The sequence below is a fragment of the Streptomyces sp. NPDC059668 genome, from assembly GCF_042734135.1.
GTDB lineage: Bacteria > Actinomycetota > Actinomycetes > Streptomycetales > Streptomycetaceae > Streptomyces.
The window spans coordinates 48,714-62,134 of sequence record NZ_JBHWEL010000021.1 but is presented as its reverse complement, the minus strand read 5'-3'; the positions used below and the strand labels follow the sequence as shown (position 1 = coordinate 62,134).

The following is a 13,421-nucleotide window of genomic DNA, read 5'->3' as shown; positions in this document are numbered from 1 at the left end:
TACTCCCCGCCCGCGGGCCCCCCCCCACCCCCCCCCACCCACCCCCGCCGGGGGCCCGGCCCCCCCCCCCCCCCCCCCCGCGGTGCGTTGTGGCGGGCGAACGCCCGGCCACGGCGTTATCGTCGGCGGGTGACGAGTCTTCCCGGGGACAGTGACAGCAGCGGCACCACCGAACGGCCCGACACGGCCCAGGCCCGGCGCATCGCGTGCGCCCGCTGCGGCACCTCGGCGGACGGCCCCCAGCCGACCTGGACCTGCTCCATGGAGAACGGCAGCCGCCACTACTTCTGCGACAACTGCGCCCGCGCACATCTGCGGGCGATCGAGGGGCGGCTGGATTCGGCCTGGTGGTAGGGCGGGGCTTGCTCCGGATCTTCTCTTCCGGGGCCCTCCCCCTCCCCCTCCCGCCTCCCCGCCCCACCCCACAGCCGCCCCGAAGGCAGCCCGGACTCACGCCTCAGCCGCTGAGTCCTCCTCGTCCGGCAGTTCTTCGATCGGGACGAACCCCGGTAGCCACTCCTCCAGTTCGTCGCGGAGCCGGACCGTCGCGCCGAGCTGGCACAGGACGCCGATGGTGCTCAGCGTCACCCGGTGGATCAGCAGGTACGACGGGGGCAGGTTGAGGAGCCTGCCCAACTGGTGGGCGGGGGAGCGGGGGTCGGCCACCCGGGCGGCCTGGCTGCGCATCCAGCCGCGGGTGAAGGTGAACTCGTCCGCCTGAGCCGGTTCGATGATCGGCAGGAGGTAGTCGAGGACGGCGTCGGGTTCGAGTTCTATCGACTCCTTGACGAAGCCCTCCTCCCGCAGCAGGTCGTAGACCGCCTCCGCATCGCCGTCGAGGGTCATGCGCAGGGAGTCGCCGATCGGTGTGGGCAGGCCGCCGGGGAGGCGGTCGACGGTGCCGAAGTCGAGGACGCCGAGGCGCCAGCCGCTCTTCTCGTCCGGCAGGAGCCGGAAGTTGCCCGGATGGGGGTCGGCGTGCAGCAGTCCGGTGCGGGCGGGGCCGGAGAAGAGGAAGCGGGCCAGCAGTTGACCCGCGCGGTCCCGCTGTTCCTGCGTACCGTCGGAGATCACCTCCGACAGGGGTGTTCCGTCGATCCATTCGGTGACCAGGATCTGGTCGCACTGGTGGACGACCGCCGGTACCAGGACGTCGGGGTCGCCCGAGAACTCCGTGGCGTGGACTTCCTGGGCCTGTGCCTCCAGTGCGTAGTCGAGCTCCTCGGAGACCCGGTCGCGGAGTTCCGCGATGAGGGGCTTGATGTCCATGCCGGGGATGAGCGGGCCCAGCAGCCGGGCGAATCGGCTGAGCTGGGTGAGATCGGAGAGCAGGGCCTCGCCCGCTCCCGGGTACTGCACCTTCACGGCGACCTCGCGGCCGTCGTGCCAGACCGCCCGGTGCACCTGGCCGATCGAGGCGGCCGCGGACGGCTTGTCCTCGAATTCGAGGAACAGCTCGGACCAGTCCTCGCCGAGCCGCTCCCGGAGTACGGCGTGCACGGTGCGGGTCGGCATCGGTGGTGCCGCTTCCTGGAGCTTCGTGAGCGCCGCCCGGTACGGGCCCGCGACCTCCTCGGGCAGTGCCGATTCGAAGACGGACAGTGCCTGCCCGAACTTCATCGCTCCGCCCTTCAGCTCACCGAGCACCTTGAAGAGCTGCTCGGCCGTGCGCTGCTGGAGTTCGCGGCCCACGATCTCCGCCGACTTCCCGCCTATCCGCTTGCCCAGGCCCCACGTGGCTCGCCCGGCGTAGCCGAGTGGTAGCGCGGCGAGTTTGGCGGTTCGGGTGACCGCCTTCCGGGGAAGATCAGACATGCGCCCTCCAAGTCCCAGACAGCCGTGCCGCATGCGGCTGTTGCCCGGCCATTGTCTCGTGCGGCTTCTCGGCTTCGGCGGCGCGTTCCCCCTTCTTACTTTTCTCCGTGGCGCCGCACGGGCAATCGGGGTGCGGCCACACCGGTTTCGCGTGCCAGTGGAGTTCCGGAGCGGAGGCCTCCCAGCGGGCTCCGGCGCTGGAGGGCGGCCGGCCGTCGAGGAAGGCGAGCGCATGCGCGGCGGCGAGGCCGGCGACGCCGGTCGCCACGGTGAGGTCGCACGCCGGTACGTGGCGTGAAGCGCCGGAGCGCCACTGGGCGATCAGGCGCGGCCAGGTCGGATCCCGGTCGGCGCGGCTCCGGTCCAGGCAGCCGGCGCAGCCGGTGTCACCGGGCAGGACCAGCGGGCCGACGACACCCGTCCCTTCCACGACTCCCGCGTACAGATGGGCCGTGCCGGAGGTGATCAGGGGTTCGGCGGCGCCAGGATCGGGGGCGTGGACGGACAGGCCGTCCCGGGGTGTGATGATCACCAGGGAGAGCCCGAGTTCCTCGCCCTCGGTGGCGGGGCGGGGCGGACGGTCCGGCGCGGCTCGTCGCACCGCGCGTCGGGCGGCTTCCTCGCGGCGTTCTCCGATGGACTCCGCCGGCAGTCCGCCGGGTGCCACGTCCCACGGTTCCACCCGGCCCACGTCGCGCACCTCGATCCGGCCCACGCCCGCGCCGGCCAGCAGCGCCGCGACGGTGACTCCGACCCGGCCCGCGCCGCGCACCTGTACGCGCAGGGAGCGGCGGGCGGCGAGGTGCCGGAGGGCGTCGCCCGGTGCGGGGACGACGAGGGAGAGGGCCGCGAGGTCGGGGCGCAGCCGGTCGAGGACCGCCTTCTTCGCGCGCAGGGTGTCCGCGGCCGGGCCGCCGCCCGTCGCGTCGTCGAGCAGTCCGGAGCGGGCCAGCCGTTCCACGAGTGCGTCGACATGGCCGTCGGGCAGGCCCATGCCGCGTCCTTGCTCGCGCAGGAGGGGGAGTCCGCGGGTTCCGTCGAGCAGGTCGAGGAAGCTGCCTGTCGCCGTGTCCACCGGGCTCAGAACCATCGCGTGCGCGGGTGCCATGCCGAACTGCACGGTGTTGAGGTCCCGCCAGCCGCGCCGGAGCGCGGGTTTCACCATCGGATGCATGACCGACCCCCGTATCCATGGAGCATCCCCGTGTGCCGGCGGGGCCCGTGCCGGGTCCGCCGATCGGATGCCAGGATGCCCCGGGGCGGGTGGAGGGTGCGGAAAGTTGTCCACAGGCTGTGCTGTTCGTCGGATAAATCGAGCGCGCGGGGCGCGGATCGACACCGAACCGTCCTGGGGACGGGACTTCCCCCGTGTGCAGCGGGTAACGTCGGGGCGTGCCCGCCGACCCACTGCATCGCGCCGGAAAACCACAGCGCAGCACGACGAGCCCGCCGCCGAGCGGATCAGGGGCGAGTGCGATCGAGGTTCGCAGGAGTGCGCGACGGCGCAGGACGGTCTCCGCGTACCGCGAGGGTGATCGCACTGTCGTGCTCATCCCCGCCCGGATGTCCGAGGCGGAGGAACAGCGCTGGGTGACCGTCATGCTCGACAAGCTGGCCGCCCAGGAGAGCAAACGGGTGCTCGGCGACGCCGAGCTGACCGAGCGTGCCGCGCGTCTGTCGGACCAGTACTTCGACGGGCGGGCCCGGCCCACCTCGGTCCGCTGGGTGACCAATCAGAACACGCGATGGGGTTCCTGCACCCCGGCCGAGGGCAGTATCCGTCTTTCGCACCGGTTGCAGGGCATGCCCGAGTACGTCGTCGACTACGTCCTCGTCCACGAACTCGCGCATCTTCTGGTGCCCGGGCACGGTCCGCGCTTCTGGCGGCTGCTGGAGGCGTATCCGCGGACGGAGCGGGCGCGCGGCTACCTCGAGGGGGTGGTGGCTGCCGCCCGGCTGCCCCATCCGCCGGTCGGCCGCGACGAATAGCGGGCGGGCGGGCGCGGTCGGTCCCGGGCGGGGGGTGATTGTGTACCGGGTCTGTACCGGCCGCGTTCACTTCCGGGGTTTCCCGTTAGCCTGACGCGACGCAATCGCATTCGGGATGGGGGACGGTCGTTACGCATGGCCAGGGAATTCCAACGCGGCCACAAGGCCAGAATCAGTGACCTCACCGCGGGCACCGATCTGTACGTGGGTGTGCAGATCACCGGCCCCGGACTGACCTTCGACATCAGTTGCTTCGGTCTGGACGCCGACGAACGACTGTCGGACGACCGGTACTTCGTCTTCTTCAACCAGCCGAAGACCCCCGAGGAATCCGTCCAGCTCCTTGGCGCCCAGTCGGGTGACACGGAGTCCTTCCGCGTCACCCTCGACCGGATCCCGGCGCAGATCCAGAAGCTGTCGTTCACGGCGACGATCGACGGCGCCGGGCAGATGTCCCAGATCGCCCCCGGGTATCTCCGTGTCGTCGCGGGCGGCGAGGAGGTGGCCCGGTACTCGTTCAGCGGAGCGGAGTTCTCCACCGAGCGTGCGGTGATGCTGGGCGACTTCTACCTGAAGGACGTCTGGCGGTTCGCCGCCGTCGGGCAGGGGTTCGACGGCGGCCTGGACGCGCTGCTGAAGAACTTCGGCGGTGAGGTCGCCGACGAGGAGCCCGCCGCGCAGCAGCCGCAGAGCGGCGCGGCGCCCTCGTTCTCGCCTCCCACCCAGGTGGGCGCGCCACCCGCGTTCGGCGCCCCGGCTCCCGCGCCGCAGCCCGCCGCGCAGGGGTTCGCGCCGCCCGCCCCGGCCGCGCCGTCGGTGCACGCCGCGCCGACCATCATCGCGCCGCTGCACAGCCCGCCGGGCGGCACCGTGCCGCCGCCGGGGCCCGCCCCGTACGCGCAGCCGCCCGCCCCGCCCGGTCCGCCCGGCCCGCCGCCGGGCTACGGTCAGCAGCCGCCCGGGCAGAGTGCCCCCATGCCTCCCGGCTACGGTCAGCAGGCCCCGTCCGCGCCTCCCGGCTACGGTCAGCAGGCCCCGTCCGCGCCTCCCGGCTACGGTCAGCAGGCCCCGTCCGCGCCGCCGGGATACGGCCAGCAGGCCCCGCCGGCACCTCCCGGACACGGTCAGCAGCCGTCGTACGGCCAGGTCCCGGGGCAGTACCCGGGCCAGCCCGGCGCGCCCTCCCCGTACGGTGTCCCGCAGGGCGCTCCGCAGGCCGGCGCCGGTGTGGCCGCCGCGCTGGGGGCGTTCAAGGAGACGCCCACCGGGCAACGCTGGACGCAGCAGAACAAGAAGCTCATCCGGGTCGACCTCGGCATCGGGGACCAGCCCGTGCTGGCCCGCCAGGGCAGCATGGTGCTCTACCAGGGCAAGGTCGACTTCAGCTACAAGGGCGCCGGCTTCGCGGGACGGATCGTGGGCAACGCGACCGGGCAGGAGATGCAGCTGATGCGCTGCTCCGGCCGCGGTCAGGTGTTCCTCGCCGAGAACGCCACCCACGTGCACCCCATCGAACTCCAAGGCGACGCGATCTGTGTGTCCTCCGAGAACGTCCTCGCCTTCGACGAGACGCTCCAGTACGAGGTGCGCAGGATCGAGGGCCACGGCATTCCCGGGGGCGCGCTGTTCACCATGCAGTTCCAGGGCACCGGCACGGTCGTGGTGAAGACGCACGGCGCGCCCGTCGTGCTGCCCGTGACACCGACGACGTTCGCGGACTGCAACGCCGTCGTCGCCTGGTCGGCGGCCTCCCAGGTGATCGTCTCCAGCCAGGTGCGGATGCGGCGCAACGCCTACCCGGGCGACACCGGCGAGAGCGTGAACCTCCAGTTCCGCGGCGCGCCCGGCAATTTCATCGTCGTCCAGCCGTACGAGGTCTGAGGGAGCCCGTCATGAACCAGCCACTCACGGGCTACGCCCCGGCACCCGTCACCGCCCGCATGGAGAACCACGGCAATCACATGCTGAAGGTCGCCATGCAGACCGGAAGCGACCTCTTCGCGCGCGTGGGCTCGATGGTCGCCTACGAGGGCTTCGTCCAGTACGAGCCCAACCCGCCCGCGGTACGGCAGATCGCGCGGGACTGGATGACCGGTGAGGGCGCGCCCCTCATGAGGTGCCACGGCGACGGCCTGCTCTATCTCGCGGACTACGGGGCGAACGTCGTCGTCATCAACCTCAACGGGGACGCGATCTCCGTGAACGCCACCAACCTGCTCGCCTTCGACGCGCACCTCACCTGGGGCGTCGAACGCGTCAAGGGGCTCGCCAAGTTCGCCGGACAGGGCCTGTGGAACACCAAGATCTCCGGCCAGGGCTGGGTGGCGCTGACCTCCCGGGGCAAGCCGATCGTGGTCGACTGCGGTGGCGGCGAGGATGAGACGTACGTCGATCCTGACGCGCTGGTCGCCTGGTCCCCGAACCTCAAGGTCAAGGGCAAGCGCAGCTTCAAGGCACAGTCGCTGATCGGCCGCGGCAGCGGCGAGGCGTACCAGATGGCGTTCTCCGGGCAGGGCATCGTCGTCGTCCAGCCCAGCGAGGACAGCACCGACCGCCTCCGGATCCGGGGCTGAGGGGGAGCAGGACATCATGCAGAGCCCGCTTTTCGGCTACAACGAACAGCAGACCCAGGAGCGCTACAGCCTGCAGAACTCGCAGATGCTGCGGGTCGTCATGGAGGGCCACGACGACATCCTGGCCCGCAAGGGCACGATGGTCGCCTACCAGGGGCTCGTCGAGTTCGACGCCGAGTACCAGAACAGCAGCCAGCACCGCGCACGGGCGTACACCGGTGAGGGTCTGGACCTGATGCGCTGCCACGGGCAGGGGACGGTCTACCTCGCGAACCTCGCCCAGCACGTGCACGTCGTCGACGTGGACCAGGACGGTCTCACCGTCGACAGCAGCTACGTGCTGGCCATGGACTCCGCGCTGCACCACGAGGTCATCGCCGTGGACAGCCAGTACGGCATCTCCGGATCGGGCAAGTACCAGCTCAACATCACCGGACGCGGCAAGGTCGCGCTGATGACCTCCGGGTCGCCGCTGATGATGCAGGTCACGCCCGACAAGTACGTCAACTGCGACGCCGACGCGATCGTCGCGTGGTCCACCGGCCTGCGGGTGCAGATGCAGGCGCAGACGCACTCCTCCGGGGTGTGGCGGCGGCGCGGCAACACCGGTGAGGGCTGGGAGCTCAGCTTCATGGGCCAGGGGTACGTGCTCGTCCAGCCCAGCGAGCTGCTCCCGCCGCAGAACGCGGTGATCGGCCAGGGTCTGCGGGCGCAGTACGGCATGGGCCAGCAGGGTGTCCACGCGCAGAACCAGGGCAACGCCTGGAGCTGATCGGCGGACGGGCATGAGCGACGGTAAGGGGCGACCGCCTTGGCGGTCGCCCCTTACGCGTGTCCCGGGCCGAGTGCCCCGGTCTCAGGCGGAGAGCCTCGCGCGGGTCGCCTCCAGCAGACGCACGACCGAGGCGTCCGCCACCTCCGCGACCTCGTCGTAGCGGAACCAGCGCAGGTCGAGGGACTCGTCGCTGATCGCCGCCACGGATCCGGCCGGGGCGAGCGCGGCGTACTGGACGTCCAGGTGCCAGTTGCACGGCGCCGGGATGGCGTGCCGGTCCAGGGTCACGGGACCGCCCGGCAGCAGCGTCAGGCTCTCGATGCCCGACTCCTCGGCCGCCTCGCGCCCCGCGGCCGACGCCAGCGTCGGGTCACCCGGCTCGCAGTGGCCGCCCATCTGCAGCCACATCCGCAGCTTGCGGTGCAGCGTCAGCAGCACACGGCCGCCCTCGGCGTCCACGACCAGCGCGCTCGCCGTGACATGCCCCGCCGTGCACGACTTCCACATGCCGTCGGGGTGCGCGGACAGGTGGTCCAGGTACGCCTGCCGCAGCTCTTCCTGGCCCTCGTAACCCTTCAGTACGAGGACCGCGTCGTCATGGAGGGTCACTCGGCGCCTTCGCCCTTGCCGTCGCTCGTGTCGCCGTCCTTGTCGTGCCCGCCGTCCGTGTCGGTGCCGCCGTCGTCCTTCGTCAGGTTCGGCCGGTCGGCGGAACCCGACGCCGCCTCGCCGAGCATCTTGTCGAGCTCGGAGAAGTCCAGCTGCTCGCGGTGCACGAATCCGTCCGGGTCGTCCAGGTCGGACGCGGTGGGCAGCATGTCCGGGTGGGCCCACAGACCGTCCCGGCCGTCCACACCGCGCGCGTCGGTGAGCGAGGCCCACAGGCGCGAGGCGTCCCGCAGCCGGCGCGGGCGCAGCTCCAGACCGATGAGCGTGGCGAAGGTCTGCTCCGCGGGGCCGCCCGTCGCCCGGCGGCGGCGCAGCGTCTCGCGCAGCGCGTCCGCGGACGTCAGACGCGGCTTCGCGGCCGCGTGCACGACCGCGTCCACCCAGCCCTCGACGAGTGCGAGCGCCGTCTCCAGACGGGCCAGGGCGGCCTTCTGCTCGGGCGTGTCCTCCGGCTGGAACATGCCCTGCTGGAGGGCGTCCTGCAACTGCTCCGGGTTCTGCGGGTCGAGCTGGCCGACCACGTCCTCCAGCTTGGCCGTGTCGACCTTGATGCCGCGCGCGTAGCCCTCGACGGCGCCGAAGAGATGCGAGCGCAGCCACGGCACGTGCGCGAAGAGGCGCTGGTGGGCGGCCTCACGCAGAGCGAGGTAGAGCCGCACCTCGTCCTCGGCGATGCCGAGGTCCTTGCCGAACGACGCGATGTTCAGCGGCAGCAGCGCGGCCTTGCCGGCCGGGCCGAGCGGCAGGCCGATGTCGGTGGAACCGACGACCTCGCCCGCGAGCACGCCGACGGCCTGCCCGATCTGCGTGCCGAACATGGCGCCGCCCATGGAGCGCATCATGCCGATGAGCGGGCCCGCCATGGCCTGCATCTCCTCCGGCAGGACGTCCCCCATGGCCGCGCCGACACGCTCGGCCACCGGGTCCACGAGCTCCTTCCACACGGGCAGGGTCGCCTCGACCCACTCCGCGCGGCTCCAGGCCACGGCGGAGCCGGCCCCGGACGGCAGGGAGGTCGCGTCGTCCAGCCACAGATCGGCCAGACGGACGGCCTCCTGGACCGCGGTGCGCTCGGCGGGGCCGATACTCGCGTCCTTGGTGCCGTCGGAGGTGCCCTGGGAGACCGTCTGGCGGGCGATCTGCTTGGCCATGTCCCAGTTCACCGGGCCGCCCTCGTACGAGAGCATCTGGCCCAGCTGCTGGAACGCGGCACCCAGGTCGTTGGGGTTCATGGACCCGAACATGGCTGCGAGCGGATTGTCGGCGCCGAAACCGCCGGCTCCGGGCAGCCCGAAACCGAACGGTCCCTGACCACCACCGCTCTCCTGGTCCTTCTTCTTGCCCTCGTCGCCGTTCTCCGGCTCCTCCGGCGGAAGGCCGAATCCGAATGGGGTGTCACTCACGGGGTTCCTCGGCTGGTTAGGGCCGCCGGTTCGTTCCGACGGCGGCTGCCCGACAACACCACCCAGCGTAGACACCACAACCCGATCGGGCCTCGGTGCTTCGCCGACTCTTGGCCTGCGGCAGGATGGATGCCACCTGGTACGGACGCGTCACGCGCGTCCGTTACTGAAGACAACCGCTGGAGACGCCCGGTGAGTTCCCCAGATCCACAGGTTCGCGCAGCGCGAAACCGCTCAACCAGCCCGCTCCCGCGCGGGCCCGTCGTCGCGGTCACCGGAGCCGCGTCCGGCGTGGGCGCGATGCTCACCGAGCGGCTCGCCGCCAGTGAGGAGATCAAGCAGGTCATCGCCATAGACGAGCGCCGTGGCGAGTGCGCGGCCGCCCAGTGGTACATCCTCGACGTGCGGGACCCGGCGATCGCGGAGAAGCTGCGCGGAGCGGACGTCGTGGTGCATCTCGCACTCGACCTCGACCTGGAGACGGACGCGGCCGCCCGTACGGCCTACAACGTCCGGGGGACGCAGACCGTGCTCACGGCCGCCGCCGCGGCCGGGGTCCACCGGGTCGTGCTGTGCACCTCCGCGATGGTCTACGGGGCGCTGCCGGACAACGAGCTGCCGCTCTCCGAGGACGCCGAGCTGCGGGCGACGGCCGAGGCGACCGGGGTCGGCGACCTCCTGGAGATCGAGCGGCTCGCGCGACGGGCGCCGCGCGCGCACCCCGGGCTCAATGTCACCGTCGTGCGCCCCGGGGTCCTGGTCGGTGGCGGTAGCGACACCGCGCTGACCAGGTACTTCGAGTCGCCTCGGCTTCTCGTGGTGGCGGGCTCCCGGCCCGCCTGGCAGTTCTGCCACGTCGAGGATCTGTGCAGTGCGCTGGAACTGGCCGTTCTGGAGAAGGTGGACGGGGAGCTGGCCGTCGGGTGCGACGGGTGGCTGGAGCAGGAAGAGGTCGAGGAGCTGAGCGGGATCCGGCGGATGGAGCTGCCGTCCGCCGTGGCCCTGGGGGCGGCGGCGCGGCTTCACCGGATCGGGCTCACCCCGTCACCCGCCGGGGACCTGGCCTACACGATGTACCCCTGGGTGGTGAGCGGCAGCCGGCTGCACGACGCCGGGTGGCGGCCGCGGTGGACCAACGAGGAGGTTCTCGCGGAGCTGCTGGAGGAGGTCGCCGGGCGGCACACGGTGGCCGGACGGCGGCTGGGCCGCAAGGACGCGACGGCCGCGGGAGCCGCCGGAGCGACGGTGGCGCTGCTCGGCACGGCGGCGATCGTGCGCCGGGCGCGGAAGGCCCGGCGCCGGATCTGAACAGGACGGCAGGGCGGGACGGCCCGGCGGCGCTGCGGCAGGGCGGGCCCCTGGGGCCGCGCCGCCGGACACGTGCGACGGGACCCGCCGCCCTGCCCCGGCCGTCCGCACCACCCCGCAGGCACCGCCCGAAGGAGGCGCCGCCCGGAGGAGGCGCCGCCCTGTAGGACGCTCCAAAGGGGCCCGCGCCCGAGCGGGGGGAAACGCGTATTCCTCGGTGCCGCGGGGGTGCGGCACGATGGGGACATGGCACCTTCCTTTGAACATCCCGGCGAGCGGGCCGCGCAGGACCCCATTCGGCTGGTGGCGGTCCGGGACGAACCGCTGTCCCTGGACGAGGTCTTCCGGGCCGTCGGTGACGACGCCGCCGGCGGGACCGCGCTGTTCGTGGGGACCGTGCGCAACCACGACGGCGGTGCCGACGTCGCCGGACTGGGGTATTCGAGCCACCCCAGTGCCGAGGCGGAGATCCGCCGGATCGCCGAGAAGGTGGTCGCCGAGTACCCGGTACGCGCGCTGGCCGCCGTGCACCGCGTCGGGGACCTGGACGTCGGGGACCTCGCGGTCGTCGTCGCCGTGTCGTGCCCGCACCGCGGCGAGGCCTTCGAGGCGTGCCGCAGACTGATCGACGACCTCAAGCACGAGGTGCCCATCTGGAAGCACCAGAAGTTCTCCGACGGCACGGAGGAGTGGGTCGGCGCCTGCTGACGATCACGGCCCGGAGCAGGGACGACACCCCGACGGGACCCGGGCACGCCCACGGACGGAGCACACGGGTCCGCCGCCCGTGCTCAGGTTGCGTAACCGACCCCCTGGCGTGAGCGTTAACACTGCGAATGGTTAATCTGCTGATCAGTCAGTTGCGGTCGCTCGTTGGGGTTGGGAGGTCGGCATGGCGTCGCTCGCCTGGTTGCTGATTCCGCTGATGGCCGCGATCGGCGCGGGACTGTGGGGAAGTTGGGCCGGCCGGAATCGCAAGACGGCCGGGGACGGCGTCGAGCTCGAGGGCTACGCCCGCTTCCGCGCGGCCATGGAGCGGTCCGAGGCCGTCCCGGCACGGCCCGACCCGCTGGAGAAGTCCCCCTCCGACGCGGTCTGAGGCAAGGGCGCCCCGTACGCGGCCGAGGGCCTCGTACGGGCGGCCCCGACGGTGCGCTGACAGCACCGTCCCGTACTGTCGATACATGCCACGCCGCACCGCGACGATGCTCGCCTCCACGCTGATCCTGATCGCGCTCCTGTGCGCGGGAGTGTTCATCACCGTGCCGTACTCGGAGATGTCACCGGGACCGACGGTGAACACGCTGAGCGAGCACGACGGCGAGCCGGTGCTGCAGATCACGGGGCGCAAGACGTACCCGACCACCGGGCACCTGAACATGACCACCGTCCGGGTGACCAGCGCCGACTACCGGATGAACCTCGTCGAGGCCGTCTACGGCTGGCTCGCGCACGACAGCAAGGTCGTCCCGCACGACACGCTGTACCCCGACGGCAAGACAGAGCAGCAGTCGACCCAGGAGAACGCCGAGGAGTTCAGCCAGTCCCAGGAGAGCGCGAAGGTCGCGGCCCTGAAGGAGCTGAAGATCCCGGTGAAGTCCTGGGTGATCGTCTCCACGGTCGTCAAGGGCTCACCGGCCGAGGGACGCCTGCACGCCGGGGACGTGATCAAGAAGGTCGACGGTACGGCGGTCAAGGCGCCCGACGACGTCGCGAAGCTGGTCACCCGCCACAAGCCCGGTGAGAAGGTCGTCTTCACGGTCGTGCCCTTCAAGGAGCAGGCCGCCGCGGAGAAGGCGAAGAGGACCGCGACCGAGACGCAGGACGTCACGATCACCACGGCGAAGTCCGCCGACAAGGGCGCCTCCCGCGCCATCGTCGGGATCTCGGCCGGGACCGACCACACCTTCCCGTTCGACATCGACATCAAGCTCGCCGATGTCGGCGGACCGAGCGCCGGCCTGATGTTCGCGCTCGGCATCGTGGACAAGCTGACCCCGGACAACCTCACCGGCGGCAAGTTCGTGGCCGGCACCGGCACCATCGACGACGCCGGCACCGTCGGCCCGATCGGCGGCATCGAGATGAAGACGGTCGGCGCGCGCGAGAAGGGCGCCCAGTACTTCCTGACGCCCAAGGACAACTGCGCGGCCGCCGCCAAGGACACCCCCAAGGGGCTCACGCTCGTCAAGGTCAACACCATCGACGACGCGATGAGCGCCCTCAAGGACATCAAGTCCGGCAGGACGGCCGACCTGCCGAAGTGCACGGCCAAGTAGGCCGAACGATCCGCACCGCGGAGCGGCCCGACGGCTACTCCGCGAACGTCGCCGACAGCGCCTCGGCGAGGCCCGGCACCAGGCCGGCCCCCGTCAGCACCTCCGTCGGCGCGTCCTTCTCGCGCAGCCGCAGCGCCGAGTCGCGCGTCCCGTCACGCAGGACGCCGACCGTCATGCGCACCTCCTGGCGGTCCGGGTGCTCGGCGACCCACTTCGCGAGCTTCTTGTCGCTCAGACCCTCCGGAACGGAGGCCTCCGCGGACGGCGGCAGCATCAGCCGCTCCACGGTCAGCGCGCAGCCGACCACGGCGTCGGGCCAGGCGATGGTGCCGAGGAACTCGTCCAGCGGCTTGCCGGCAGGGATCTCGTCCTGCTCGACGGGGGTGAGAGCCGTGCTCTCGGGCTCGTCCTGAAGACCGAGCTGGGCTGCGAGGCCGGGTTCCTGGGTGCGCAGTCGTGCGGTGTCTACGAGGGCGAAGAGGCGAGCGGGCTGGTCCCAGCCGAGGCCTGAGGCGTACTCGTCGATCTCGAGTACGGCCCGGGTGAGCGGGCTCGCTGCCATGGGAGTGTTGGACATGGTCACAATCCTGCCTCGTTAGTACCCGGAAGC

General features: G+C 71.6%; 14 protein-coding genes. 9 read left to right on the top strand and 5 right to left on the bottom strand.

Features of this window, described 5'->3' with window-relative positions:
* Positions 1-129 precede the first annotated feature (129 nt).
* Complete coding sequence (locus ACFV2J_RS17695; RefSeq protein WP_385096548.1) at positions 130-354, top strand: hypothetical protein; 225 nt, start codon at positions 130-132, stop codon at positions 352-354.
* Between the two features lie 96 nt (positions 355-450).
* Here ACFV2J_RS17695 and ACFV2J_RS17690 read toward each other — a convergent pair whose 3' ends face one another.
* Together ACFV2J_RS17690 and ACFV2J_RS17685 are read right to left on the bottom strand one after the other, a co-directional pair.
* Positions 451-1,815, bottom strand: a complete 1,365-nt coding sequence (locus ACFV2J_RS17690; RefSeq protein ID WP_385096551.1) for an ABC1 kinase family protein — start codon at positions 1,813-1,815, stop codon at positions 451-453.
* Entirely contained in the window at positions 1,808-2,989 is a 1,182-nt protein-coding gene (locus tag ACFV2J_RS17685) for a TOMM precursor leader peptide-binding protein (RefSeq protein WP_385096554.1), read from the bottom strand. Before ACFV2J_RS17685 ends, ACFV2J_RS17690 begins: the two co-directional genes overlap by 8 nt.
* Before the next feature lie 218 nt (positions 2,990-3,207).
* Here ACFV2J_RS17685 and ACFV2J_RS17680 point away from each other — a divergent pair, with 218 nt between their 5' ends.
* The 4 genes from ACFV2J_RS17680 to ACFV2J_RS17665 all read left to right on the top strand — a co-directional run bounded on the left by ACFV2J_RS17680 (position 3,208) and on the right by ACFV2J_RS17665 (position 7,149).
* Positions 3,208-3,804: a M48 family metallopeptidase gene (locus ACFV2J_RS17680; protein WP_385096557.1), complete on the top strand. Its 597-nt coding sequence runs from the start codon at positions 3,208-3,210 to the stop codon at positions 3,802-3,804.
* 135 nt (positions 3,805-3,939) lie between these two features.
* A complete protein-coding gene (locus tag ACFV2J_RS17675; protein WP_385439414.1) occupies positions 3,940-5,685 on the top strand; it encodes a TerD family protein in 1,746 nt (581 codons plus the stop codon).
* 11 nt (positions 5,686-5,696) lie between these two features.
* Positions 5,697-6,377 (top strand): AIM24 family protein, encoded by a 681-nt coding sequence (locus ACFV2J_RS17670; RefSeq protein ID WP_266701252.1) that lies wholly within the window; start codon positions 5,697-5,699, stop codon positions 6,375-6,377.
* Positions 6,378-6,393: 16 nt separating this feature from the next.
* Positions 6,394-7,149 (top strand): AIM24 family protein, encoded by a 756-nt coding sequence (locus ACFV2J_RS17665; RefSeq protein ID WP_385090493.1) that lies wholly within the window; start codon positions 6,394-6,396, stop codon positions 7,147-7,149.
* 84 nt (positions 7,150-7,233) lie between these two features.
* Here the strand turns inward: ACFV2J_RS17665 and ACFV2J_RS17660 are convergent, their stop codons facing one another.
* Both ACFV2J_RS17660 and ACFV2J_RS17655 read right to left on the bottom strand, forming a co-directional pair.
* On the bottom strand, positions 7,234-7,761 hold the full coding sequence (locus tag ACFV2J_RS17660; RefSeq protein ID WP_385090496.1) for an NUDIX hydrolase: 528 nt from the start codon (positions 7,759-7,761) through the stop codon (positions 7,234-7,236).
* Entirely contained in the window at positions 7,758-9,224 is a 1,467-nt protein-coding gene (locus ACFV2J_RS17655) for a zinc-dependent metalloprotease (protein WP_385090499.1), read from the bottom strand. Before ACFV2J_RS17655 ends, ACFV2J_RS17660 begins: the two co-directional genes overlap by 4 nt.
* A gap of 192 nt (positions 9,225-9,416) precedes the next feature.
* Between ACFV2J_RS17655 and ACFV2J_RS17650 the strand changes: the two genes are divergently transcribed.
* From ACFV2J_RS17650 to ACFV2J_RS17635, 4 genes are all read left to right on the top strand, one after another.
* Positions 9,417-10,532 carry an SDR family oxidoreductase gene (locus tag ACFV2J_RS17650; RefSeq protein WP_385090502.1) on the top strand — a complete coding sequence of 372 codons (1,116 nt, stop codon included), beginning with the start codon at positions 9,417-9,419 and terminating at the stop codon, positions 10,530-10,532.
* Positions 10,533-10,778: 246 nt separating this feature from the next.
* Positions 10,779-11,240 carry a molybdenum cofactor biosynthesis protein MoaE gene (locus tag ACFV2J_RS17645; RefSeq protein WP_385090505.1) on the top strand — a complete coding sequence of 154 codons (462 nt, stop codon included), beginning with the start codon at positions 10,779-10,781 and terminating at the stop codon, positions 11,238-11,240.
* Between the two features lie 184 nt (positions 11,241-11,424).
* Positions 11,425-11,631 (top strand): hypothetical protein, encoded by a 207-nt coding sequence (locus tag ACFV2J_RS17640; RefSeq protein ID WP_385090516.1) that lies wholly within the window; start codon positions 11,425-11,427, stop codon positions 11,629-11,631.
* Between the two features lie 85 nt (positions 11,632-11,716).
* Positions 11,717-12,811 carry a PDZ domain-containing protein gene (locus ACFV2J_RS17635; RefSeq protein WP_385090508.1) on the top strand — a complete coding sequence of 365 codons (1,095 nt, stop codon included), beginning with the start codon at positions 11,717-11,719 and terminating at the stop codon, positions 12,809-12,811.
* Positions 12,812-12,845: 34 nt separating this feature from the next.
* Here the strand turns inward: ACFV2J_RS17635 and ACFV2J_RS17630 are convergent, their stop codons facing one another.
* On the bottom strand, positions 12,846-13,388 hold the full coding sequence (locus ACFV2J_RS17630; RefSeq protein ID WP_385090510.1) for a PPA1309 family protein: 543 nt from the start codon (positions 13,386-13,388) through the stop codon (positions 12,846-12,848).
* Positions 13,389-13,421: the final 33 nt, after the last annotated feature.